Genomic DNA, 22,080 nt, shown 5'->3' with positions numbered 1-22,080 from the left:
CTGCCTCAGATGCTGTAGACATCGAGCATCGTCTGCGCCATGTCGTTGACTACAATGGTATATTTGCGCCGAATGACAAATGTGTCGCCGTGGGGTTCAAGGTCGTAAACGGCCGAGCCGCAATATACCGTCGGCCGATCCTCCAGCACCGACGTTGCCGACCAGTTGGTCCTCGCCTGAATGGCACCGTCGACTTGCTCGACAGAAAGCAGGCTGAACAGGTGAGATGTTCGCGGTGCCGGAGAGCTCGCTGACGATCGTCCCGTCCTGATCCTGTAGACGCGGTCCTCGAGGCCCGCGCGAGTTGGGTAGTAAATCAGCGAGATCTCGCGCTCGGGGTCTTCGGTCAGTCGGCCGCTGTCGTCCCAGGCCGGAACCCAATATTCGGCCTCGGGGTGATAGAGGTCCAGCCAGCTGTCCCAATCCTTGGCGTCCAACGCTGCGGCTTCGCGGCCAAGGAAGCGCTGGATCGCCACCCATTGTGCAACCTCGCTGCTCATTTTGCCATCTCCGGAACCGCGGTCGCGCGCTCCGTCTCCTCGCGCTCGATCGCGGTATGCATCCGCGAGACCCACTCGTCGTGGATAGCCACATAGAGGCCCTCATCCGCCACGGCGGTCCCGCTCATGATGGCATCGACACCGAGCGCGTCGCCGTGACTGCTGACTCCGCGCACCCACCTCGTCGCGCCGCGCGACATATCGTTCGCCCGCCCTGCGCCGCCGCCGAATCCGACTTGGCAATTGTTGAACTCGGTGAGATCGTCGGGCGTTGCCATTCCGCTGGCGTTGAAAAAATCCTCATATTGGCGAATGCGTAACGCACGGGCGCGGTCGCTTTCACCGACCGGAGCGATGCAATAGGTCGTCACCTCGGTCTCATCGACCGAGATCGGCCGAATGATGCGAATCTGCGTGCTGGTCTGATCCATCAGGAACACATTGGGGAACAGCTCAAGATTTCGGATTCTGCCGTTCATCCATGTGGCGCGCTCCTCGCCCCGCTCGCACTGCAGCCACTCCAGTATTTCGAAATTGGGACGATCCTGGAAATTCGCATAGTCATTCCAGAGCACGCAGTGCCCGTTGTCGAACGAAAATGACCCCCCCTCGAGCTGGTTCCAGCGACCGAAATCAAAGGCCCTTGTCTCGTTCTTCGAGGTTCCGTCGACGCGGCGGGCTACTGTCATGAAGTAGTTCGCGTGCACCGTCCCGATATGGTAGCCGTCAAGGCCGTTTTCGACCTGCAGCTTCCAGTTGCCGCGGTAGCGGTAGCGCGTTGCGCCGGGCAGAACCTCGAGATTCCCCTCGATGGACTGGTCGACCATCAGATCGATGAAGGTCTTCGCCCCGGCAAGATAGTCTTCGAGCGATACCACGTCCGGGTCGAGACTCGCAAAGACGAAACCCCGGTAGGTTTCAAGCCGCGCGACATGTTCGAGCCCATAATCTTCGCGCTTGAATCCGGGCGCGTAGCCTCCTCCGGCCTCGTCGGTGACGTCGAGCAGCCGACCGGCTGGGTCGTAGGTCCAACCGTGGAAGGGGCAGGTAAAGTTACGGCGACTGCCGCTCTTCTCCCGGCAGACACGTGCGCCGCGATGCGCGCAGGCGTTGATCATGCAGTGCAGGTTGCCCGACCTGTCGCGTGAAAGGATCACGGGTTGCCGGCCGATGAAGGTTGTCAGGAAGTCGTTCGGCTTGGCCACCTGGCTCTCGTGCGCGAGGAAAACCCAGTTTCGCTCGAAAATATACTTCATCTCGAGCGCGAAGACCTCGGCATCCGTAAAGGCGGCCCGATCGATTTGAAACCGGCCGCTCGCTTCGTCCTTGACGAGCCATGCATCAATACGCGCGCGAAGTGATTCAAGGTCGGTTGTTCCGGCCGAAGCCTCTCTCCCAGGTTGCGACATCCCTCTCTCCATGTTCGCCGGCCGTTCGTCGGCGGGCCCGTTACGCTTCGGGAGGATCGGAAAGGCGCGAACGCTGCGCTCAAGCCGATTTCGCCCTGACGATCACCATAGCAGCTATGCCATAATGTGCAATGGGTTGCACTCAGAACAAAGTTGCACTATCGGAACCACGTTGCACCATAAGAGATGCATCGGGGCGAATCGCCCCTCAAATGAGAAAAAATGCTGTGGGAGTGCGGAAAATGACGGGCGTGACCGAGCTTGGCTATCTGGGACTGTCGGTATCCGACCTTGACGCCTGGAAGCGATTCGCCAGCGGCATCGCGGGCATGGAATATGTCGACGAGGGCGAGGACGGTCGCGCCTATTTGAGAATGGACAAGTGGCATCATCGAATCGCCCTGCACCGGGACGGCGGCGACGACCTCGCCTATCTGGGGTGGCGGGTGGCCGGACCGCGCGAGTTCGACGACCTTGTCGAAAAGCTGGTCTCGCAGAATATCGAGGTTGATGTATCGACCGAAGCCGAGGCCCTCGATCGCCATGTTCTCGGGCTTGCCAAGCTGAAGGACCCAGGCGGCAATCCGACCGAGATTTTCTACGGTCCGCAAGTCGACAATCATCGTCCTTTCCACCCGGGCCGCCCGATGTTCGGAAAGTTCGTCACCGGGCCGGAAGGCGTAGGTCACTGCATTCTACGACAGGATGACGTTCCCGCTGCGGTCCGCTTCTACGAATTGCTCGGTTTGAGGGGGTCGGTCGAGTATCGACTCACCCTTCCGAACGGCATGGTTGCCACACCTTATTTCATGCATTGCAACGACCGGCAACATTCGGTCGCCTTCGGGCTCGGACCGATGGAGAAGCGCATCAACCACCTGATGCTCGAATATACCGAGCTCGACGACCTCGGCCTTGCTCACGACATGGTGCGCGAGCAGAAAATCGACGTGGCTCTCCAACTCGGCAAGCATGCCAACGACGAAGCGCTCACCTTCTATTGTGCCAACCCGTCGGGGTGGCTGTGGGAATTCGGCTGGGGAGCAAAGAAGGCCGGACCCCAGCAGGAGCATTATCTTCGCGACCTCTTCGGCCACGGCAACGAGGCCGAGGGTTACGGCATGGATATCCCGCTCGGCTGATTTGGCGCCGATCAATCAAGGGCATCTAACAAATGGAAATGGTTGCGATGGAGAGAATTCGCCTGTGCCGAATAGAAGAACCGAAGGACGGCGAACCCGTCGCGATAGCTCCCGGCGCCTATCCGCCTCTTGCCGTCTATAATGTAGACGGCGACTATTTTGTCACTGACAATACTTGCACTCACGGAAGCGCTCTCCTGACCGACGGATATCAGGACGGCGCGACGATCGAATGCCCTTATCATGGCGGCGCATTCGATATTCCGAGCGGGGCCGCGACGACCTATCCTTGCCAGATTGCCCTGAAGACCTACCCGGTGACCCTGGAAGACGGGTGGATCACCATTGATCCGCCCCGCAGTGAAGCCTGAGCCGGTGGACCTCACGACCCTCCCTCGGGCAGAATTGATGCGCGAAGTCACCGACCTCGTTGCCCTCCATGCCGAATTGATCGACGACGACCGTTTGGAGGAGTGGCCGGACCTCTTCACCGAGGAATGCCTATATTCGGTCATACCCCGCGAAAATGCAGACCGCGGCCTGCCCGTCGCAACCATCTTCTGCGACAGCAGGGGCATGCTCGTCGATCGCGTCGTCTCGTTACGAAGGGCGAACATTTTTCCCGTCCATAACTATCGTCACATCATCAGCACCAGCCGTATCCATGGCGTTACGCCGGAGGCTGTCACGGCACACACCAACTATGTTGTACTGCAGACCCGAAATATAGGCCAGTCATTCGTTTACAACACCGGGAAGTATGTCGACGAAATAGTTTACAGTTCAGGACGATTTCTTTTTCGTTCGAAGAAAGCGATCTTCGATACGGACCTTGTGGACACTCTGATGGTTCGACCCATCTAGGACTGAGGTAAGGCATGCTCAACAATCACGGCGCGGCCGACGCATCGGCAACAGCGAGCGAGCACGATCGCATCGGGTGCCGGGTTCCCTACTCGGTCTTCACTGACGAGGCGTATTACAAGGCGGAACAAGAGCGTCTCTTTCGCGGCCCCACCTGGAATTTCGTCGCCTTGGAAGCCGAGGTGCCGGAGCCGGGCGACTACAAGGCGACGTTCATCGGCGACACGCCGGTCGTCGTCACGCGCGACAAGGATGGCGGCCTGCATGTCGTCCTCAACAGGTGCGCGCATCGCGGCGCCATGGTTTGCCGTGAGCGCCGCGGCAACGCGCCGCACCTCGAATGTGTCTACCACCAGTGGGCCTACGATCTGAACGGGGATCTCATTGGTGTTCCCTTTCGCCGCGGTATCAAGGGCCAGGGCGGAATGCCCGCTGACTTCGCACTCAAGGATCACGGCCTGGTCAAGCTGCGGGTGGAGTCCCTAAACGGGCTGGTCTTCGCCACATTCTCCGAAGAGGTCGAGCCACTGCGCGACTATCTCGGCCCGCTCATCACGGAGCATGTCGAACGGATTATGTGTCGCCCCGTCAAGATTTTGGGGAATCAGCGCCAGTTCATTCACGGCAACTGGAAACTGTACGCCGAGAATACGCGCGACCCCTATCATGCGAGCCTGCTTCACCTGTTTCACAATACATTCGGTCTTTATCGCTCGACCCAGACAGGCAAGTGCGTGATGGACGAGAACAAGCGGCATTCGCTCCTGTTTTCGATGGCAGGAAGCAACGACGCCGAGCGCGACAGCCAAGTCTACCAGGAATCGCGCAGCTTCGACACGAGCTTCACGCTCAAGGACCCCTCGCTGCTGGCGGGGCGCAGCGAGTTCCCGGATGGGATTACGCTCGTCATCCTGGCACTCTATCCGAACCTCATCCTCCAGCAGATATCGAATACGCTCGCGGTGCGCCAGATTGTCACGCGCGGGCCGGACTCGTTCGAACTCGTGTGGACCCAGTTCGGCTACGCCGACGACGACCCGGAAATGGATGCCATCCGGCTGAAGCAGTCCAATCTGATCGGTCCCGCCGGGGTTATCTCGATGGAGGACGGCGAGGCGGTAGAAATCGTCCAGCAGGCAGTCACACCCGATCGCGGTGCGAAGTCGTACATCGCAATGGGCGGCGGCGGCGCGGACGATGCCGATCATCTGGTGACCGAAGGGGCCATTATCGGCTTCTGGCAAAACTATCGGAAGATGGTCGGCTTCGAAGAGGCCCTCCCATGACATCCGTCATCGATTTCTACTTCGATTTCATCAGCCCGTTCAGCTACCTTGCTCACGTGCGGCTACCCGCAATGGCGCGCGCGCATGGCCGGACCCTTGCCTATCATCCGATCGACATACCCGAGGCCAAGATTGCGGCAGGCAACTACGGCCCGTCTAACCGCGAAGTTCCGGCCAAGATCAAGGTTCTGATGGCCGATCTTGGACGCTGGGCGGACCGATATGAGGTTCCCCTCGCCTTTCCCGCAAGCTTCGAGTGCTCCGAATGGAACATCGCTGCCATATACGCGGCGCAGTGCGGCGCTGCCGAGGCGTTCGTCGCCGACGGGTATCGCAGGATCTGGGGGATCGGCATCGACCCCCGCGACGACCAGGAACTGCGCGCAGCATCATCGACGGCGGGGCTCGATCCGGACGAAGTGACGGCCTTCGTCACGTCCGGGGAGGGCGCGCTCCGCTACCGCGAGGCGAGATCGAAAGCTTATGCGCGCGGCGTGTTCGGCGCGCCGATGATGTTCGTCGATGACCAGATTTTCTGGGGCAACGACCGCCTGGATTTTCTCGAAGGATATTTGCGTCTGAACTGAGCAGAATAATCAGGGAGAGGGAGAAAAATAATGTCGAAGAATAGCCGCAGAGGCTCGCGCATCCTGGCGAGCGGCGTCGCAATGATCGCGTTTGCATGGAGCGTGGCCGGCCACGCGCAGGAGACCGCAACGGCCACCGAGCCGGAGCCCGAAGCACAGTCGAGCACAGGCATTTCCGATATCATCGTGACGGCGACCCGGCGCGAAGAGCGGCTGCAGGACGTCGCTGTCGCCGTGACGGCAATCACGGGAGATTCGCTTTCGGCCGCCGATGTGTCGACGGTTCGTTCGCTGACCCAGGTTGTGCCCGGCTTCATCGGCAGCCGCAACATGGGCGTCTTTCAGCCCGTCATTCGCGGCGTCGGGTCGACCGGGATTTCCATCGGCGACGAGCCCAATATCGCCACCTATATCGATGGCGTGTACCAGCCGGAATCGGCCGCGAACTGGATCGACCTCGTCGAGGTCGAGCGCGTCGAGGTGCTTCGCGGCCCCCAGGGCACGACATTCGGGCGCAATGCCACCGGCGGCCTCATCAACGTGATCACGCCGGACCCGAGCTTCGATCTCCGCGGCAAGGCGTCGCTGCGTTACGGCCGGATGCGCAACGATGCGGGCGACTACGACGCGCGCTTCTACATCACCGGCGGCCTGAGCGACAAGTTCGCGGCGGATTTCGCCGCGCTGTATCGCAAGAACGATGGCTATATCGACGACCTTGTTCGCGGCGGCACGCTCGGCGACCAGCAGGTGATCAACCTGCGCAGCAAGCTTCTCTGGCAGCCCGCGGACAACGCCAAAATCATCCTTACGGGCGAGTTCTTCGACCAGAACAGCACGACCAACTCGCCGCAGCCGGTTAACGGAAACACCGCGGGCCGCCGTTTTCCCGGCGTCATACTGCCTACCGATGCATGGCAGGCATCCTTGACCGGTATCCCGGCACTGGATCTTCGCCGTTGGAACGCAGCGCTTCACATCAAGCTAGAATTCGATGGCTTCAACGTCGAGGCGACGAGCGGCTTCATGAACCTGCGCTGGTATCAGGAAACCGATTCCGACGCCTCGAACATCTTCCTGGGTAATTTCCCGGCAGCCTTTGCGACCGAGTCGGGGAGCCAGGAAATCAAATTCAGTTCCGCCGATCCCGGCCGCTTCCAGTGGCTTGCCGGCGGCTATTTCTACCAGTTCGGGGGGCATTCCGGCCTGCAAATCGTGACCTCTGCCGGCCCCGGCATTCCAGCGACCACGCTCCGCCTTGACCCCGCGCTGTCCGGTCGCTCCTTCGCAGGGTTCGCCGAAGGAACATACGAGATCGTCGACGATCTGTTCGTGACCGTGGGCGCCCGTTATACGACCGAAAGGCGCACGTTCGAACAGGTCGTGAATGGCAATCTCGTTGTTCCGAAGACGGCCAAATCCTTCAACAAGTTCAACTATCGCGGTGCCATACGCTACCAATTTTCGCCGGACGGCAACATTTATGCGAGCTACGGCACCGCGTTCAAGAGCGGCGTCTATAATATGGCCGGCACCTCGCCAAACCCGGTCAATCCGGAAAATATCAAGGCGTGGGAAGCCGGAATCAAGGTCGATCCCGCCGATTGGCTGCGTACGAACCTCGCCGTCTACCATTACACCTACGACGATCTCCAGGTGCAGGCGAAGGACGCGTCGGGCCCGAGTTACATCCTGCAGAATGCGGCCAATGCGAAGATCTACGGCGGTGAGTTCGAGGCGATCGTGCAGCCGGTACAGGACCTGAGCATCCGCGGATCGGTTGCTTACAGCCACGCGCGCTATCGCAACTTTCCGCTCGCCCAGAGCTTCTTTCCCCGCCCGGATGGCGGCAACACCGTTTCGCCGGCGGACGCTTCGGGCAACGTAATGACCCGCGCGCCCGAATGGACGTTCAACCTCGGCGTCGACTGGGGCCACGAGTTCGATGCGGGTCGCCTCGGCGTTTCCGTGAACACCTTCTATTCGAGCCGGCTCTATTATGATTTCCAGAATCTCTTCTCGCAGCCGAGCTATACCCTGACGAATGCGTCGATTTCCTTCGCTCCGACCGGAGATCGCTGGAAGTTCAGCCTGTGGGCGACCAACCTCACCAACGAGAAGGTCTTTCAGACGATCCGCGTCGGCGCCCAGGCGACCGATGGCTTTTACGAACAACCAAGGAAAGTGGGCGTCAGCGCCGAACTGCGGTTCTGACGCGCCCGAACGCGATCCGAGGGCGACGAATTCGCGGATCGCGTGCGGCCAGGCTGCCGCCTTGTCCGCCAGCGCTTGCCGATAGGGCACGTGCTGGCGGACTTTGATTCACAATCGCTGGAGATTAGGTGGTCCATACCGACCCGGAGTGACTTCATGACGATCAACGGACAGATGCAATCGGCGCAGCTCACCATCGGGTCGATACTCGATTATGCCGTTCGCGCGCACGGTAACCGGCCCGTCGTATCGGTCGAACCCGGTAGCGCCGATCTGTGGCGCTACGACTATGCCGGACTGGCGCGACGGACGGCGCAGAGCGCCAATATGCTCGCCGCCGCGGGCGTCGCCAGCGGAGACAGGGTATCGTCTCTCGCATGGAATACACACCGCCACCTTGAGCTCTTCTACGCCGTGCCGGGCCTCGGAGCGGTACTCCACACCGCCAATCCGCGCCTGTCCGACGAGCAACTGATATACACGCTGAATCACGCCGAGAGCCGCGTCCTCTTGTTCGAGGCGAATCTCGCGGCTCTGGTCGAGCGCATCGCGCCCGCGCTTCACCATGTCGAAACTTTCATCGTCCTCGCGGCCGAGCCGCTTGCCGCTGGCGGTGAATTGGAAGCGCGCGCGTACGACACTTTGCTCGCCCAGTTCCCGGAGACGATCAGCTGGCCCATGTTCGACGAGAATTCGGCGGCATTTCTCTGCTATACCTCGGGCACGACGGGCGACCCAAAAGGGGTTCTGTACAGCCACCGGGCCGTTGTGCTTCACGCGATGGGAGCAAGCCTTGCGAGCGCATTTGGCCTCACGCCCTTCGATTCCGTGATGCCCTGTTCGTCGCTTTACCACGCAACGGCCTGGGGGCTTCCCTTCGTGGCCCCGCTTTGCGGCGCCAAGCTCGTACTGCCGGCAGACCGGCTGGACGGGGCGAGCCTCCACGAGCTCATTCGCGACGAGGAGGTCACCTTTACCGGGGGCGTTCCCACGATCTGGACCATGTATCTTGCCCATCTCGAGGCGACCAGGAGCGCACCCGGACCTTTGAAACGCATCATGATCGGCGGATCAGCCGTTCCGCGCGCAATGGCTGAGACATTCAAATCCTCCTATGATGTCGATGTTCTCCAGCTTTGGGGAATGACAGAAACATGCCCACTCGGCGTCATTGCGACACCGACCCCGGCAATCGCTGCCCTCGGCGAGGCGGAGATGCAGGACATGTTGTGGACGCGCCAGGGGCGACTCCAGTTCGGGGTCGACATGCGGATTGTGGGAGACGACGGCACCACATGCGCCCACGACGGCCGCAGTTCCGGGGCTTTGCAGGTGCGAGGCCCTTGGGTCGTACAACGCTATTTTCGACAGCCATCGGACTGTACGGACGATCTCGGCTGGTTCGATACCGGCGACGTCGCGACGATCGACAGCTTCGGCTTCATGCGCATTACCGATCGCACGAAGGACGTTATCAAGTCGGGGGGCGAATGGATCAGTTCGATCGACCTCGAAAATGCAGCTGCCGGATGCAGCGGAGTAAAGGTTGCTGCCGTAGTCGGTATAGCGCATCCAAAATGGGAGGAGCGCCCGCTACTGATCATCGAGCCCCATGACGGGGCGGAGCCGGCCGAAAGCGATGTCATGGCGACCCTTTCAAGGGAGTTTGCCAAGTGGCAGCTGCCCGATCAGATTCTGTTCGGTCCCGTCCCGCTCACCGCGACGGGGAAGATCGACAAGAAGCAGCTGCGTGACCGTTATGCCGGGCTCTACGGGGCTGACAACTGACCGGGACCGGCGGCGGGCAGCGCCAAGGTCAACCGGCCTCGCCGGGCCCCTCGCCGTGGGCCGGCTGCTTGCGGAGCTTCCCGGTATATTCCGAAAGCAGATCGATGGTCATCCTTGTCACGCGCTTAGAGCGTTCAGGGTCGCGGCCAATCTGGTTTCTGATGGCCAGTCCTCGAATGACGCTCCACATCAGCCACAATATGTCCTCGGCGTCGGAAGGCGAAATACCGGTCCGGGCGAAGCGCCGAACCCAGGCCTGCTCGGCTCCGACACGCCGTCGCTTCGACATTCCCCGCACATCGTCCGCAAGCGCGCGAAGTTTGTTGCCCGAAATGACAAGGTCGAGTGCGATCAGGAAATCCTCCCCGTAAAAAAATGCTTCCGCATCCTCACAGGCGGCCTCGAGTATCCGATCGTCGTCTGCGGCTCTACCGGCAGCTTCGCTGGCTCGTTCCAACGCGACGGCAAAGACTTGCTCGAGGCACGCCGCAACGAGGAGGTCCTTCGTTGGGAAATGATGCAATTGCGCGCCGCGCGATACGCCAGCGGCGTCGGCTACATCCGCAACACGAAAAGCCGAATACCCCTTCTCTCGAAGTAGTTCGATCGCCGCGGCGAGTATTCGGGCCCGCATCTTCCGGCTGCGCTCGCCCTGCGGGACACGGGATGCACCCGCTGCTTGGAGGTTATCCGTCACTCGCCTGCCACACCTCTCGCCTGAGCCTTCGCAGCACCGCTCGAAAAGGCTGCATAGCTTCCCGTCGGTCCGAGTTAAAGGCCTATTGGGTCCGCGGATCGCTCGCTGGCTTGCGGCGCGAAGTTCATATCATGTGCCGGCAGAGACCTCAGCGAAACGTCGTTCCTCCATCAACGGCAATCGACTGACCTGTTACGAACTCGCCTCCCTTGGAGGCGAGATACAATGCGGCAGCGAGCAGGTCGTCGGCTGTCTCGTGCCGCTTGATGCATTGCATGTTGAGTATCTGGGTCTTCTGCTCGGGGGTCACCGTTTCGCGTTCAATCTCCGTGAAGGTTGCGCCTGGGAGCAATGCATTGACCGTGATCCCGTCAGTGCCGAGTTCGCGCGCCATGGCGCGCGTCATACCTACGACCGCCGCCTTCGAGGCGACATAATGAAGATAATAGGGTCGCCCCAGCGTCACCACGCCCGACGAGATATTGATAATCCTGCCATGGCGGTTCCGCCGCATTACGGGGGCACAGGCCTTGGTGACGAGCATGACGCCGTCGACGTTGACGCGCATCACGTCGCGCCACTCCTCGTAAGGAATTTCCTCGAACGACCGCATCTTCAGCGTCGAGAATATGGCAGCGTTGTTGATGCAAATATCGATACGGCCGAACGCCGACAAAGTCTGGGCCACGGCGGCTTCGACGGCATCGGGATCGGCAACATCCGCAACGATGGCGATGGCGGCGCCGTCGCCGAACTCCGATACGATCTCCGCGGCAACCGCATTCGCCTTGGCCTCGTTGAGTTCAACGATCGCGACTTTCGCGCCAGCCCGAGCGAAACCGTTCGCGAAGGTCCGGCCGATCCCCTGCCCTGCTCCGGTGATCAATGCTACCTGCCCTGCAAGATCCTGCCCATATTCGGTCATATCCACTCCCTTTCTATCTCTTCGCGGTGCGACACCGCGACCTGCACGGCCGCATTACCGACTTGCCGCGCGTGAATCCTCGGGCTGCTGCCATTCGGTCAGCCATTGCCAAAGTCTTTCGACAACCCCTCCCGACAGGGTCTGCCGCGCCCTGATCTCGCATGCGTCCAGGAGTCCCGTTGCGGGATCGAAGCCCATCGAGCGAATGTCCCGCTCGACGCGTGCCGCATCTTCGAGAAAGAAGGCGAAGGTTGCCGCCTCTTCTATGTCCCGGCCAACGGTAATCGCACCATTGGCACGCATGACGACTGCTGATGCGCTTCCCAGGGTCGTGGCGAGCCGAGAGGCGGATTCAGAATCGCGCAGCAACCTCGGGTCGTTCCAGAGCGGCGGGGCGGGCGCGAAATAAGCCCCCAGTCCATGGCGGGCCGCGGGGGTGATCCCCATCGTTGACAGGGCCATGGTCGCCGGCGGCATGATCCGGCAGATACCTCCGACATCCGGTCGCGCGCGATAGATGGCCTGATGGGCTCGAACCTCTCCGAGGACGCCGGAAGGCAGATCCCCTTCGACCGAAACAATCGTCCCGGGCTCGTCGCGGATAAGACCCATAGGCATGGGCGCACATACCAGGAATTTTTCTGCATCGACCCTGGCGCTGCAATGCCCAAAGGCATGAACCAGCCCTGCGCGCCCCAATCCGCGAGCTGCCAGGCGGACCCGCTCGTCGAGAACGGGATCAAGGCGGTCCATCGCCGAACCCCTTTCCGCAACACAGCGACTCCGCCATTCGCATCGCAGCCGCCATGCTGGCGTGCTGAGCCACTCCTTTTCCGGCAATTTCCATAGCGGACCCGTGCGGAACGGTTAGGCGAACATAGTCCAGGCCGACATAGATTGTGCAGGCGCCCTCGAAGGCCGCTGTTTTGAGAGCGATCTGGCCCTGGTCGTGATACATCGACACGACGACGTCGTAACGGCCCTCGATAGCAAGGCGAAAAATCGAGTCGGGAGATACCGGCCCCTCCACGCGCCGCCCTGCCGCCCGCGCCCGCTCTATGGCCGGCGCGATCTCTGCCGCCTCCTCCATGCCCATCGCGTGGGGGTTGAGACCGGCCACGCCGATCCTGGCATCGGGCACCCCCCACCGCTGGAAGCTGTCGTCGACGACCTCAATCAGCCGGGAGATGGATGATGCGTTCACTGACGCCGGGACGGCGGAGATTGCAATATGTTCGGTTATGGGAACTACGCGAAGCGAGGGACTTACCCTGAGAAGATAGGTCCCCTCTGGCTGCAGGTCGTCGATCGATTCGACTTTCCCGGAGAGCTTCAGCGAAGAGGAATCGACCGGCGCCATGATCCAGGCCTGGATCTGCCCGTCCCTCGCCAATCCTTCCGCAATCTCGATCCATTCGATGACCGCCCTGCCCGACGCAGCGCCGGCCTGCCCGACCGACCATGCCACCCTGGGCAGATTCCCGGGGTCGAGGACGGCAATCCCGTCGGCCGCATCGTCGATATCGCCAGGGGATCGGACCGGGTAGGCTTGACACGCGATTCCGCTCGCCGCGACCGCCAGCCGGACAGCGTCAATGCTTCCGATGAGGAGGTGGCGAGCCGACCGCGGATCGCGGTCCAGCGCGAGGGCTTTCGCGCAGACTTCCGGCCCGATACCTGCCGGGTCGCCGATCACCGTCGCGACGACCGGCAGCGCGCCCAAGGCTGCTGACGCGCCGCCGTTCACAGGAGAAACGTCACGTTGCGCATCGGGGAATCATTGGCGATCAGGTAAACTTTCTTCCCGAGTATCCGCAAGCCGTCCGCCTCGCGCCTCAATCGATGGGCGGCACGCCCGAACAACGACTGCTGCTCAGCCCCCCTGACTTCCCCGAGAATGAACGTCGAGAATGCCAGGATATCTGCAGGTCCCGAGGCGCTCGCGGTGATGTTGGAGACGATCCGGATCAACCGCGACTTCGGACTTTGCGAATGCATGCGCTTGTCCTTCAGGCGAAATATCCTGTCCTCGATCTGCGGATACCGTTCGTAGATGATCGAGACCGACTCTCGCGGATCGATGTCTTCGCCATTCGACGGAACCCAGTAAAGGCCGTCGGGGTGCCAGAGCCCGAGCCATGCGTCGAACGAATGGCTGTCCATGAGTTCGGCCTCGCGATACAGGAGCGCCTCGATCTCGCTATACAGGCTGCTGCCCGGCAATATGGACGTGTCGTCCCCGGCCCGCACAAACATGGAGACTTCGTCCCGTTCGGTCATCGCAACGCCCATTCTAGCCCTCCTCGAATTCCGGACGCCCCACCATCATCGTCAGCCATTGCTTGAGCTGGCCCCGTTGCGGCACCTCGTCCGAAATATGGCCAACGATGGTGCCGTCGGCCTCGACTCGTTCGCGGTTCATGCCGCGCGAAATGTTGATCCAGGGGTCGATGCTGGCGCCGAGACCTTTTTGGACGCGCTCGAAGATTTCGGCGTCGTCGGTGGAGCCAGACCCGGCCGGCCCATAAAAGGATTCATGCTGTCGAAGACGCAGCGCGTTGATTTCGGGACTGACGTTCGCAAACAGGACGGGGAACATGACGACCTCGGTCTCGTCGACAGAGATCGGGTTCACGATCCGTATCTGGTTGTTGATGAGCTGGAGATTGGGGAAAATCCCGACATGGGGGTCCCCGGCCATCGCGAGAAGCACATCGGCCCACGATTCTTCATGTTCTGCGTAGAGCGCCTCGATGTAATCGGCCCCGCCAGGCGTGTTTTCGAGGATTGATCGGAACTTGCCCGAGTGGTTTAGCCGGTGCTTCAGAAAATCGAGCATCGTGTGGCCATTCCCGAAGTCGCGCGTTTCGGAGACGCCGTCGAAGTTGAACGGGTTCGCGCTGTGGGTCGCGCCGAGACTATGGCCGGAATCGGAATGCCGCTCCCAAGTTGCCAGCACGGAGGCATGGACGAAGAGCGGATGATACCCGTCCATGCCGACCTGCTTCCAATTCCCCTTGTATATCGTTCGGTTCGACCCCGATCGCACCAGCAGTTCGCCGCGCGGGGCTGAATCGACGAGAATGTCTATGACCTTTGCGGCGCCGCCGAGATAGTGTTCGAGAGGGGGTACGGCATCGTCCAGTGTCGCGAACACGAACCCCCGGTAGCTTGCAACGCGGGGCACTGGGGTGAGGCCGTTCTCCCGGGCATCGAAACTCGGGCCGTAGCCATCGGGTCCGGATACGCTGACCAGTTCGCCCGAGTTCGAGTAGGTCCAGCCGTGATACCAGCAGCGAAAATAACTGTCGCGCCCCTCGTCGACTTCGCAGACGATCGCGCCGCGATGACGACACCGGTTCAGGAATACCCGAACTTCGCCATCCTGGCCACGAACGAAGATGACAGGCTGCCGGCCCATCTGGCGGCGTCGGAACTCTCCGGATTTCGCGATCTCGCTTTCGTGACCGATGTACACCCAGCCCTTATGGAAAATACGTTCCAGCTCGAGCTCGAATATGCGGGGATCGGTATAGACAGCCGAATGCACCCAGCCGGGCGCAACGAGCGAGCGCAGCCCCGCGGCATCGTATCGACTGCGCGCCACGTCGAGGCGGTCCGGCACACGATGCGGCCCTGGCGGCGCGGCGCGCTCCATCGCTGCCACATCAGCGGAGGCAGGCCGGACAGGCGAGATTTGGTGCTCAGTTGGCATTTCATTCTCCGGATTGCGTCAAGAAACGGATGTCCATTTGGTCTGAAGGGCTATTCACGAGACCATGTCGTCGGCAATCGACCTCCTCGCTTGCCAGAATATGTAGGCGGCGACCGGGGCCAGGAGGCTCGCGCCGACGAGAGCGAAGCGCAGGCTCGCTCCCTTGTCCTCGCCTGCCTGCCAGGCGATGGCGTCGCTCGCTGCTCCGACGAGCAGCGGGCCAAGGCCGACGCCGATCAGGTTGAGGATTAGGAGGAACAAGGCGGTCGCTGCGCCGCGCATCTCCGGCGGTGACACGCTTTGATGGGTGCTGTGGACCGGCCCCATCCACATGGCTCCCAGAATATTGGGAAGGGCGAGACCGGCGAGCGCGAATATTCCGCTGTCGACCGTAAAAATCAGCGCGTAACAAGGCAGGGAAGCTGCCGCCGCCAGCGCGGGGACGGTGACATAGGCCCGCGCGTCATTCCGGCCATGTCGGTCGGCAAGAAAACCGCCGAGCCACACCCCGATCGCACCGCCAAGGCCGGTGGATAAACCGAGAGTCAAACCCAGGAAGCCCGCCGCGCCTAGGCCGGCAGAGGAGGCAAGGTCGCCAATCTCGGCGCCGTGGTTTCGGACGAAAAACGAGGCAAGAAACGGACCGAAGCCGTAGCCCACCGCCGCCTGGAGCGCGGTGGCCATGACCACCAGGCGGTAGGTGCGGATCCGCCACAATGTCACGACGGTCGCCACCGTCCCGATCGGCGCAAGGTCGGGACCCCGCTCCTTGCCGGTTCGCGGCTCGGACAAGACGAAGAGAAGACAGGGGGCGAGAAGAAGCCCTGGAACGCCGGCAAGGAAGAAGGCAGCGCGCCAACCATAGGCATCTGCGACCAGTCCTCCCAGTGCCATCCCTGCCAAGGTTCCTATCGGGACGCCGAGATAGTAGAGCGCCAGCGACGAGGCACGGCGCTCGGGCCGGACATAGTCGACTATCAGCGAGTTTGCCGCTGGTGTCAGACCGGCCTCGCCGATGCCGACGCCGACGCGGCCCAGGAGAAGCTGAGGAAAGTTCCGCGCCAAGCCGCAGGCGATCGTGAAGCCACTCCACAGGAGCACGGCCAACGCCATGATCCGAGGGCGGTGGCCGCGATCTGCCCAGCGCGCGAACGGAATGCCGGCGAGACCGTAGAGCAACGCGAATGCGAGCCCCGACATCAAACCGATCTGCCAGTCCGCGAGCTTCAATTCTCGACTGATCGGTTCGGCGAGAATATTCACGATCTGCCGGTCGACGAAATTGAGCGCCAGTGCTGCGGTCAGGAACATCATGGCCGCGCGCGGCCCGAAGGGCAGCCCGGTGTCCGCGGCGCCCGGAGCGTCGTTCGATCCGCGCTCCCCCGTCAGAGTGTCGGGTGCGGGGATCGACATCGGGGGTGCGTCCGGCGCTTTCACGTCCCGCCGGACCTGAGGGAGATGAAGATATTTTTCTCCTGCGAGAAGGCGAGCAGTTCGCCGAGACACTCCTCACGGCCGATCCCGGATTGTTTCATGCCGCCAAATGGGGCGCCGAGAATGTGGCGGGACGTCTCGTTAATCCACACATAGCCGACATCGACTTCCATCGCGGTTCGGTGCGCCGTTTCGAGGTCACGCGTCCAGATGGAACATGTCAGTCCGTAATCGAGTTCGTTCACCGTCTCGATCATTGTTCTTTCGTCGGTCCACTTCATGATCCCCAGCACTGGCCCGAATATTTCCTCCTGGGCGATGCGCATGCCGGGCGTCACGTCCGCGAAGATCGTCGGTTCGACAAAGAGTCCCTTCGAGAGAACGGGGTCTGATGGCGCCCCTCCTCCGCAAATGAGACGGGCTCCATCATTCTTTGCCGAAGCGATCGCTCCCATGATGCGCTCATACTGCTGCGGGCTGATCACGGCTCCCATAGACGTATCGGAATCGAGCGGGTCTCCTGGTCGAAAGCGCCCGACCGCCGCCTGGATATGCGCGAGCACATCATCGTAGATGTCCTCGTGAACGAACGCCCGGCTAGTGGACCCGCACGACTGCCCGCACCAGGCGAAGTTCATGCCCTGTACCAGCGCCTGCCCCACTTCGCCCGGATCGGCGTCTCCATAAGCGATCAGGGCATTCTTTCCCCCGAGCTCCAGCAGGACCGGTTTCAGCGTAGCGCTTGCCGCGCGCATCACCTCGCGCCCAGCCGCCGCACTCCCGACGAGACTGATCATCGCCACTTTGGGGTGCGAGGCGAGCGCGGCCCCCGTCTCACCGTCTCCGGTCAGCACGCCGAAGGTCCCGGCGGGCAACAAGCCGTCGATCAGCTCTGCAAATCTGAGGGCCGAGAGGGGCGCCTGATCGGATGGTTTGACGATGACCGCGTTGCCCGCGGCCAGCGGAGCCGCGATTTTGCCAGCGCAGAAGAGAAAGGGGTGGTTGAACGCCAGAATGCGAGCCACCACGCCGAAGGGTTGCCGAACGGAGAAATTCACCGCGTCCGGGCCGACGGGGATGGACGCCCCTTTCATTTCCGTCACCAGGCCCGCGAAATATTCTATGAGCGCTGCCGCGACCTGCGCATCGCCGATCAATTCCCGGATCGGGTTTCCGCAGTCCAGCGCGTCAAGCCGGGCAAGCTCGGCGTGGTTCTTGCGGATGATTGCAGCCATCTCGCGAAGCAAGCGCGCCCGCTCGAGGGGCAAGACATCGCGCCATACGCGAGATGCGGCAACGGCGGCCAGCACCGCCCGATCGACGTCCTCCTTGCCGGCCTTCGACACGAGTGCGATGTAGGATCCGTCGGCAGGATTGATCGACGGTCGAAAGGTGTCGGATATCGGGGCATGCCACGCACCGCCGTAGTAGAGGCCATGTTCGATCATTGCTGCCATACCGGGACTCGCTGCTGGTCGATAAATCGGGTGACGGTGTTCAGAAGCTCAGCTCGATCCCGGCACCGATGCGCCGCGGCAGTTCGTAGCGAAGGTCGGTGCCGAGCGCTCCCGGGCGCACTTCCTGGATGATCTTCTCGTTCGCGATATTGGTAGCCCAGATCGAGAAACGGAACTTCTCGTCGGCGGTCCTCCAGGAAATCTCGCCGTTGATCGAGGTGTAGGGATCCTGCTTTGTCGTGTTCAGGAAGTCGAAATAGACAGTAGAACTGCGAAAGAGGGAGCCATTGATATTCAGCGTTCCGGACTCCAGGGGCACATCGAGGCTGGGAGCGATATTGAAGGTCCATCGCGGTGCCCGCGGCAGGCGGTTGCCGGAGACATCGGCCTGCGAGACGACGTTCCCGCCCGTCGGCCTGGGGATGAAGACCTGGGCTTGCGGGAAATTGTCATATTGAGCGTGGGAATATGCGATGGCGCTGCTGACCCTGAAATTCTCGCTCGGCGCGATCGTAGTTTCCAGCTCCCCGCCATAGAGCGTCGCGTCCGCGGCGTTCTGCAAGACGTATCCGGGACCGATCGGATCCCTGGCAGTCACCTGCAAATCCTTGTAATCATAATGGTAGAGCGCAAGGTTCGCGCGTAGCCAGGGCGTGATATCCGACTTTATACCGCCCTCGAGGGCTCTCAGCGTTTCGGGATTGACGGCCGTCGCTGCCGTACCGGTCATGTTGAACACGCCGCTCTTGAACCCGGTGCTATAGGTTGCGTAGACATTCGTGTCCGGGGAGATCTCGAAGCGGACCGTTCCCTTGTAGGTGACCCGGCTGAAGGATTTTTTCGCGGTTTGCGGAAAGAGGGCGACGCCGTTGACAACCTGGTCGAAACTCCTCTTCTCGTCGGTGTACCTGATGCCCCCCGTTACGAAGAGACTGGGAACGACCTCGAGCGTCGCCTCGGCAAAGGCGGCATAGGAGGTGGTCTTGATCAGCGGGTCAAATGTGCGGACGAGCAGCGGCTGTGAAGGATCGGTGCGGCTGCTGAGAATGAAGTTCGCGTCGCCTTCGAGGTGGAAGGCGTAAAGGCCGGCGATCCACTGGAGCGGACCCGATCCATCCGATAGCAACCGAACCTCCTGGCTGTAATATTCGGACGTGATATTCGGTGCCACGAACGTCGCGAGGAGAATGTTGGAGGAATCGGAGTCGGTCGCTTGGGACGTTCGATTATGCGCATAGGCGCCCGTCGTTTCCAGGTTCACGCCCCCAAGATCGAAGCGCGTCTGAAGCGCGACACTGTACCGCCGGGTCTTGAGACTCGGACGCAGGTCGGTTGATAATTGCCAAGGCTTGGTCGGCAGGATTGCGCCGGCAAAAGCGCGCCCTGCCGTATTGCTTTCATAGGGCTGATACACATTCTCGGAACCGGCGCGATCGAAATACTCGCCAGTCAGGACGATCTTGCTGCCGTCGCCGTCGTTGAACATGAGCTTGCTTCGAACGTCTATGACACGATAGCCGCCAGCTTTGCCGCCGCGGACGAGATCGTCGACGAAATTGTCGGACTTGCGGTAAATACCTGCGATATCGGCCGCCACGGAGTCGGACAGCCCCCCGGTAAGGTAGCCGCGAATGTTATAGTCCCCGTCGCCCGTTTCCATGGCAGCGGCACGGGCCGAGACGAGGCCGCTGAAGTCGAAGCTCGGATCGGGCGTGATGACATTGATCAGGCCGCCGGTCGCGTTGCGTCCGAAAATCGTTCCTTGCGGGCCTCGAAGCACTTCGACGCGGTCGACTTTCACGAGGTCGGTCCAGGTCGAGAACGGATCTCCTTGATATATGCCGTCAACATAAGTCGCGACATTGGACTCGTCGCCCACCGAAATGCTGCTCGATCCGACGCCGCGAATGACAGGAAGGAAGACGCCCGCCGCACGCCCGCCGAAAAAGCCGGGAACGACTTGCGTGAGATTGCGAATGTCGGCCGCGCCCGACCGTCCCAGGGCCTCGGACGTCACGGCGGTCACGGCCACCGGCACATCCTGCAGCTTCTGTTCTCGCCGCGTCGCAGTAACGACGATTTCCCCGAGCCCTCCGCCTTGCTGGGTCGATTGCTCGCTTTCCTCCTGCGGCGCCGTTTCTGCGGTCGGGGGCTGCGACCCGTCACCGACAACCGCAGACGATTGCGCGTTGCTCGGCGCAGCAATTGTCGCGCCTGCTGCGAGCAGCAAAGCTCTTGTGAGGTGATAGCCTTTCATTCCCCGTCCTCCTCCTCGTCATATATTTTTTGTAAATGCCGTTCGCCCCTCAGAGCGGGAACACGAGGTACCGCGGCAGGACCGAATTGTCGGTCACGGCGGTCCGCGACAGGAAGCGGCATCGACCGCCATCCATCCGGATGATGTCTTCGTATGTCCCTGTCGCGAGTTGCTGCGGCAGCCCGGTGTCGTCCGGCGTGAAAATCACCGAAAAATTCGACGACATCGCCACGCTGCCGTCTTCGCGCCGTTCGGCTGTTACGCGCTGCGAAAAGTGGCGCGTCCGGTAATCCTGAAACGTCCCGGCCCAGATATCCTCGATGAAGGTACAGCGGTCTATGAGCCTGTCTCGACAATCGTCGAGCATCATTGCCACCTTCAGGCCGCATTCGACGTCGTTTCGGGCCGTGCAAATGTAACTCGCATCCGGGTCATCGTCGAAAGTATCAAGCCAGGCCTTCATCGCCTTGCCGTCGAGTGCGGAGATATAGGCGGCTTGCAGCACGTCGAGGCTGGCCAGCTCTTCCAGGCTCAACTTGCTCATGCCGCCGTCCTCCGGAAGCCCATCGCCGCCCGGTAATATTCCCAGTGGGGAAGATTGCCGCTTTCGTCATTCTGCCGAAATTCGAAGCTGAGGCGCGAGGGATCGGTCACACCTTTCTGGAAGACGGCCTTGCCCGGCGTGCGATTCCCGATGTGCACCCGGTGAAAAACCGACGCATCCTCCATGCTGATCAGGCCGGACGGCCCGATCGCATTGGAGCTTTGGCGGATACGGTGGCGCACCATTTCCTCGTCATCGTCCTGATGGGCGAAATAGGCGTAATTTACCTCGACCTCATCGATCGCGACCGGCGTGGCAAATCGAATGCTGATGACGTTGAGATAATTCGACGCGACGAGCATCGGAAAGAGCGCAAGAACGCTTGACCGCTTCGGGCGCCCTTCGTCACGGAACTCGATTACGGAGGTGTCGCGAATGACGCTGGTCGGCTTCGGGACGGTGAGTTCCGTATCGATACAATAATGCCCACGACCGGTCGTCGCATATTGTCTGCCGGCACCGCCCTGCCAATTAAGCATGGTGAACGCCTGGTGCAGAAGCGGCGGATGATAGCCGTCGTTGTCGCTGTAGGCCTTCCAGTTGGTGAGATATCGGACCCGGTGGTAGCCGATCAACCTGAGGCGACCGTCACCGCCCATGATATCCATCAGCGAGGTCTTGGCTTCCTGCAGGAAATCGTCGAGGCTGTCGGTCTCGGGCGACAAGGTGACGAACAGGAGTCCGCCCAATGATTCCTGACGCGGCTGAGCCAGCGGATAGTCCTTCTTGTCGAACCCGGGCGTGAACTCGCGCTGGTTCGGACAACCGACCAGCTCGCCTGCGCTATTGAACAGCCAGCGATGATAGGGACATTCGAATTCGGTCCGATTGCCGGACGGTTTGACCTCGATCTGGTTGCTGCGATGCGAGCAGGCGTTGTAGAAGGCCCTGACCTTCCCGTCCTCGCCCCTGATGATCAGGAGGGGGACGTCCGCGAGATTGCAGGTCTTGAAGTCGCCGGGGAGCGGCACCTCGCTTTCATGCGCGACGGGATGCCATTCCGGCCCCCGAAAAATCCGGTTGATCTCGGCTTGATAGAGATCCTGCCGAACGAATATCTCCTTGGGGATCTCATTGTAATTTGCCGGCCAGACAATGTCTCGCTGATACGCCTCCTGACCCGTCATCTCCCGTCCTTCCTCTAGCGCTCCACCGGCGCGTTATCGTTTGCTTCAAGATTTGAAATCGATGTGCCCCGGCT

At 61.4% G+C, this 22,080-nt stretch carries 20 protein-coding genes; 7 read left to right on the top strand and 13 right to left on the bottom strand.

Annotated features, from left to right (window positions below; all coding sequences use genetic code 11):
• Positions 1–5 precede the first annotated feature (5 nt).
• Together ATE67_RS02180 and ATE67_RS02175 are read right to left on the bottom strand one after the other, a co-directional pair.
• A complete protein-coding gene (locus ATE67_RS02180; protein ID WP_058815035.1) occupies positions 6–500 on the bottom strand; it encodes an aromatic-ring-hydroxylating dioxygenase subunit beta in 495 nt (164 codons plus the stop codon).
• Positions 497–1,909, bottom strand: coding sequence for a Rieske 2Fe-2S domain-containing protein (locus ATE67_RS02175; RefSeq protein ID WP_058815034.1), 1,413 nt, complete (start codon positions 1,907–1,909; stop codon positions 497–499). The genes ATE67_RS02180 and ATE67_RS02175 overlap by 4 nt, the downstream gene beginning before the upstream one ends.
• A 242-nt stretch (positions 1,910–2,151) precedes the next feature.
• On the opposite strand from ATE67_RS02175, the gene bphC reads away from it, so the two are divergent.
• From bphC to ATE67_RS02140, 7 genes are all read left to right on the top strand, one after another.
• Positions 2,152–3,051, top strand: a complete 900-nt coding sequence (gene bphC / locus ATE67_RS02170; protein ID WP_058807213.1) for a biphenyl-2,3-diol 1,2-dioxygenase — start codon at positions 2,152–2,154, stop codon at positions 3,049–3,051.
• Between the two features lie 32 nt (positions 3,052–3,083).
• Complete coding sequence (locus ATE67_RS02165) at positions 3,084–3,422, top strand: non-heme iron oxygenase ferredoxin subunit (protein ID WP_228765593.1); 339 nt, start codon at positions 3,084–3,086, stop codon at positions 3,420–3,422.
• Positions 3,397–3,915 carry an aromatic-ring-hydroxylating dioxygenase subunit beta gene (locus ATE67_RS02160; RefSeq protein ID WP_228765594.1) on the top strand — a complete coding sequence of 173 codons (519 nt, stop codon included), beginning with the start codon at positions 3,397–3,399 and terminating at the stop codon, positions 3,913–3,915. Before ATE67_RS02165 ends, ATE67_RS02160 begins: the two co-directional genes overlap by 26 nt.
• Before the next feature lie 14 nt (positions 3,916–3,929).
• A complete protein-coding gene (locus ATE67_RS02155; protein WP_082660143.1) occupies positions 3,930–5,201 on the top strand; it encodes an aromatic ring-hydroxylating dioxygenase subunit alpha in 1,272 nt (423 codons plus the stop codon).
• Positions 5,198–5,788 (top strand): 2-hydroxychromene-2-carboxylate isomerase, encoded by a 591-nt coding sequence (locus ATE67_RS02150; protein ID WP_058807210.1) that lies wholly within the window; start codon positions 5,198–5,200, stop codon positions 5,786–5,788. The genes ATE67_RS02155 and ATE67_RS02150 overlap by 4 nt, the downstream gene beginning before the upstream one ends.
• 30 nt (positions 5,789–5,818) lie before the next feature.
• Positions 5,819–8,002: a TonB-dependent receptor gene (locus tag ATE67_RS02145; RefSeq protein ID WP_058815032.1), complete on the top strand. Its 2,184-nt coding sequence runs from the start codon at positions 5,819–5,821 to the stop codon at positions 8,000–8,002.
• A 156-nt stretch (positions 8,003–8,158) separates the two neighbouring features.
• Entirely contained in the window at positions 8,159–9,790 is a 1,632-nt protein-coding gene (locus tag ATE67_RS02140; protein ID WP_156416859.1) for a long-chain fatty acid--CoA ligase, read from the top strand.
• A gap of 28 nt (positions 9,791–9,818) precedes the next feature.
• Here the strand turns inward: ATE67_RS02140 and ATE67_RS02135 are convergent, their stop codons facing one another.
• The 11 genes from ATE67_RS02135 to ATE67_RS02085 form a co-directional block, all read right to left on the bottom strand.
• Positions 9,819–10,487: a TetR/AcrR family transcriptional regulator gene (locus ATE67_RS02135; RefSeq protein ID WP_156416858.1), complete on the bottom strand. Its 669-nt coding sequence runs from the start codon at positions 10,485–10,487 to the stop codon at positions 9,819–9,821.
• A gap of 148 nt (positions 10,488–10,635) precedes the next feature.
• Positions 10,636–11,412, bottom strand: a complete 777-nt coding sequence (locus ATE67_RS02130; RefSeq protein ID WP_058815031.1) for an SDR family NAD(P)-dependent oxidoreductase — start codon at positions 11,410–11,412, stop codon at positions 10,636–10,638.
• Positions 11,413–11,466: 54 nt separating this feature from the next.
• Positions 11,467–12,165: a class II aldolase/adducin family protein gene (locus ATE67_RS02125; protein WP_058815030.1), complete on the bottom strand. Its 699-nt coding sequence runs from the start codon at positions 12,163–12,165 to the stop codon at positions 11,467–11,469.
• On the bottom strand, positions 12,152–13,159 hold the full coding sequence (locus ATE67_RS02120) for a PdxA family dehydrogenase (protein WP_058815029.1): 1,008 nt from the start codon (positions 13,157–13,159) through the stop codon (positions 12,152–12,154). Before ATE67_RS02120 ends, ATE67_RS02125 begins: the two co-directional genes overlap by 14 nt.
• Positions 13,156–13,704 carry an aromatic-ring-hydroxylating dioxygenase subunit beta gene (locus tag ATE67_RS02115; RefSeq protein WP_058807199.1) on the bottom strand — a complete coding sequence of 183 codons (549 nt, stop codon included), beginning with the start codon at positions 13,702–13,704 and terminating at the stop codon, positions 13,156–13,158. Before ATE67_RS02115 ends, ATE67_RS02120 begins: the two co-directional genes overlap by 4 nt.
• A gap of 1 nt (position 13,705) precedes the next feature.
• A complete protein-coding gene (locus tag ATE67_RS02110) occupies positions 13,706–15,070 on the bottom strand; it encodes an aromatic ring-hydroxylating oxygenase subunit alpha (protein ID WP_082660142.1) in 1,365 nt (454 codons plus the stop codon).
• Between the two features lie 111 nt (positions 15,071–15,181).
• Positions 15,182–16,540, bottom strand: a complete 1,359-nt coding sequence (locus tag ATE67_RS02105) for a spinster family MFS transporter (protein WP_058815028.1) — start codon at positions 16,538–16,540, stop codon at positions 15,182–15,184.
• A gap of 20 nt (positions 16,541–16,560) precedes the next feature.
• Positions 16,561–18,009 (bottom strand): aldehyde dehydrogenase family protein, encoded by a 1,449-nt coding sequence (locus tag ATE67_RS02100; RefSeq protein ID WP_231728010.1) that lies wholly within the window; start codon positions 18,007–18,009, stop codon positions 16,561–16,563.
• 49 nt (positions 18,010–18,058) lie between these two features.
• A complete protein-coding gene (locus ATE67_RS02095; protein WP_082660141.1) occupies positions 18,059–20,275 on the bottom strand; it encodes a TonB-dependent receptor in 2,217 nt (738 codons plus the stop codon).
• Positions 20,276–20,324: 49 nt separating this feature from the next.
• Complete coding sequence (locus ATE67_RS02090) at positions 20,325–20,819, bottom strand: aromatic-ring-hydroxylating dioxygenase subunit beta (protein ID WP_058815026.1); 495 nt, start codon at positions 20,817–20,819, stop codon at positions 20,325–20,327.
• Entirely contained in the window at positions 20,816–22,006 is a 1,191-nt protein-coding gene (locus tag ATE67_RS02085; protein WP_058815025.1) for an aromatic ring-hydroxylating oxygenase subunit alpha, read from the bottom strand. Before ATE67_RS02085 ends, ATE67_RS02090 begins: the two co-directional genes overlap by 4 nt.
• Between the last annotated feature and the right edge of the window lie 74 nt (positions 22,007–22,080).

The organism is Sphingopyxis sp. H050 (genome assembly GCF_001468265.1).
Taxonomy (GTDB): domain Bacteria; phylum Pseudomonadota; class Alphaproteobacteria; order Sphingomonadales; family Sphingomonadaceae; genus Sphingopyxis.
This window is presented reverse-complemented; position numbering and strand designations above follow the sequence as displayed.

Bases quoted from the DNA above. Each gene is read 5' to 3' on its own strand.
- ATE67_RS02085 (WP_058815025.1), bottom strand. From the start codon at position 22,006: ATGACGGGTCAGGAGGCGTATCAGCGAGACATTGTCTGGCCGGCAAAT.
- ATE67_RS02105 (WP_058815028.1), bottom strand. From the start codon at position 16,540: ATGTCGATCCCCGCACCCGACACTCTGACGGGGGAGCGCGGATCGAAC.
- ATE67_RS02125 (WP_058815030.1), bottom strand. From the start codon at position 12,165: ATGGACCGCCTTGATCCCGTTCTCGACGAGCGGGTCCGCCTGGCAGCT.
- ATE67_RS02140 (WP_156416859.1), top strand. From the start codon at position 8,159: ATGACGATCAACGGACAGATGCAATCGGCGCAGCTCACCATCGGGTCG.
- ATE67_RS02115 (WP_058807199.1), bottom strand. From the start codon at position 13,704: ATGGGCGTTGCGATGACCGAACGGGACGAAGTCTCCATGTTTGTGCGG.
- ATE67_RS02110 (WP_082660142.1), bottom strand. From the start codon at position 15,070: ATGGAGCGCGCCGCGCCGCCAGGGCCGCATCGTGTGCCGGACCGCCTC.
- bphC (WP_058807213.1), top strand. From the start codon at position 2,152: ATGACGGGCGTGACCGAGCTTGGCTATCTGGGACTGTCGGTATCCGAC.
- ATE67_RS02180 (WP_058815035.1), bottom strand. From the start codon at position 500: ATGAGCAGCGAGGTTGCACAATGGGTGGCGATCCAGCGCTTCCTTGGC.
- ATE67_RS02155 (WP_082660143.1), top strand. From the start codon at position 3,930: ATGCTCAACAATCACGGCGCGGCCGACGCATCGGCAACAGCGAGCGAG.
- ATE67_RS02130 (WP_058815031.1), bottom strand. From the start codon at position 11,412: ATGACCGAATATGGGCAGGATCTTGCAGGGCAGGTAGCATTGATCACC.
- ATE67_RS02175 (WP_058815034.1), bottom strand. From the start codon at position 1,909: ATGTCGCAACCTGGGAGAGAGGCTTCGGCCGGAACAACCGACCTTGAA.
- ATE67_RS02145 (WP_058815032.1), top strand. From the start codon at position 5,819: ATGTCGAAGAATAGCCGCAGAGGCTCGCGCATCCTGGCGAGCGGCGTC.
- ATE67_RS02090 (WP_058815026.1), bottom strand. From the start codon at position 20,819: ATGAGCAAGTTGAGCCTGGAAGAGCTGGCCAGCCTCGACGTGCTGCAA.
- ATE67_RS02095 (WP_082660141.1), bottom strand. From the start codon at position 20,275: ATGAAAGGCTATCACCTCACAAGAGCTTTGCTGCTCGCAGCAGGCGCG.
- ATE67_RS02165 (WP_228765593.1), top strand. From the start codon at position 3,084: ATGGAAATGGTTGCGATGGAGAGAATTCGCCTGTGCCGAATAGAAGAA.
- ATE67_RS02100 (WP_231728010.1), bottom strand. From the start codon at position 18,009: ATGATCGAACATGGCCTCTACTACGGCGGTGCGTGGCATGCCCCGATA.
- ATE67_RS02150 (WP_058807210.1), top strand. From the start codon at position 5,198: ATGACATCCGTCATCGATTTCTACTTCGATTTCATCAGCCCGTTCAGC.